Genomic DNA, 1,111 nt, shown 5'->3' with positions numbered 1-1,111 from the left:
GCGACGAAGCTCAGCGCGAACAGCAGGCCGGTGATGCGCGAACCCCACGCCCAGGACGCCTCGCCGCGGCGCGCGAACAACCCTCCGAGGACGAAGCTCGCCGCCACCAGGCATGCGAATCCCACACCGGCCACGGCGAAGTGGACCAGCCCGTGCCACGACACGTCGCCCACACCGAGCGGTGTGCCGGGCGGGAATCCGTCGGACGGGTCGGCACGGAAGACCCCCGCTCCAATGAGCGCGAGCCCGTAGACGGCCAGTAGCGCCGAGGCCCACCTCGACCGGCGACCGGAGCCCAGAGCGCGCCGGATCCCGACCGAGGCGGCGACGGTCATTGCCCCGGTGACGAGGAAGTTCGCAACCTGGACCCACCCCCAAGCGCCGTTGGCCAGCTGGCTCACCGCGTGACGGGTCGGGTGGTAGCCATCGCGGCCGACCATCTGCGCGGCGGCGACCAGCACGTAGATGGGGCCTGCGATCACCCCATAACCGAGCAGCGATTTGGTGATCCGTACGGGCAATGGCGGGCAATCCGCAGTGGTCATGGCGGACCTCCTGGAAGAATCAAACTGGACGGTACAGTACTGAGAACTAGACTGTCCAGTACTGAGATCGAGGTGACGATGACGGACGCGGTCCTCGGGCGGTCGGCCCTGAAGCGGTCGAGCATCCTGTCCGCGGGCATGACGCTCTTCCTCGGAAACGGCTATCAGGGCACGAGCATGGACCAGGTCGCTGCGACCGCTGAGGTGTCGAAGCAGACGGTCTACAAGCACTTCCGCGACAAGCAGGAACTCCTGCAGGCGATCGTCGACGAAGCGTTGGACAGCACCGTCACGCCCTTCCTCGGTCGAATCGCGGCGCTCGCCGGGACGGCGGATCTCGGCGCGGACCTGACGGCGCTGGCGGCCGACTACCTGCGAGCGGTCCTGCAGGAACGCGTCGTGCAGTTACGCCGCCTCGTGATCGGCGAGGCCAATCGGATGCCGGAACTGGCCAGGCAGTATTACGAGCGGGCGCCCGCGCGCGTCATCGCAGAGTTCGCCGACTGCCTGTCACGGCTGAACGATCGCGGGCTGCTGGTTGTTCCCCAACCCGCGGCCGCCGCAGA

2 protein-coding genes are annotated in these 1,111 nt (G+C 68.0%); one reads left to right on the top strand and one right to left on the bottom strand.

The features are described 5' to 3' along the window. Positions 1-545: DUF998 domain-containing protein (locus tag A5698_RS26565; protein WP_068303228.1), on the bottom strand; the 545-nt coding region annotated here is incomplete at its 3' end. A 78-nt stretch (positions 546-623) separates the two neighbouring features. Between A5698_RS26565 and A5698_RS26560 the strand changes: the two genes are divergently transcribed. Then, the coding region (locus A5698_RS26560; RefSeq protein WP_068303230.1) for a TetR/AcrR family transcriptional regulator at positions 624-1,111 on the top strand (488 nt) is incomplete at its 3' end.

The sequence above is a fragment of the Mycobacterium sp. E136 genome (genome assembly GCF_001666865.1).
GTDB lineage: Bacteria > Actinomycetota > Actinomycetes > Mycobacteriales > Mycobacteriaceae > Mycobacterium.
The sequence above is the reverse complement of the archived record's forward strand: the minus strand, read 5'-3'. Positions and strand labels throughout refer to the sequence as shown.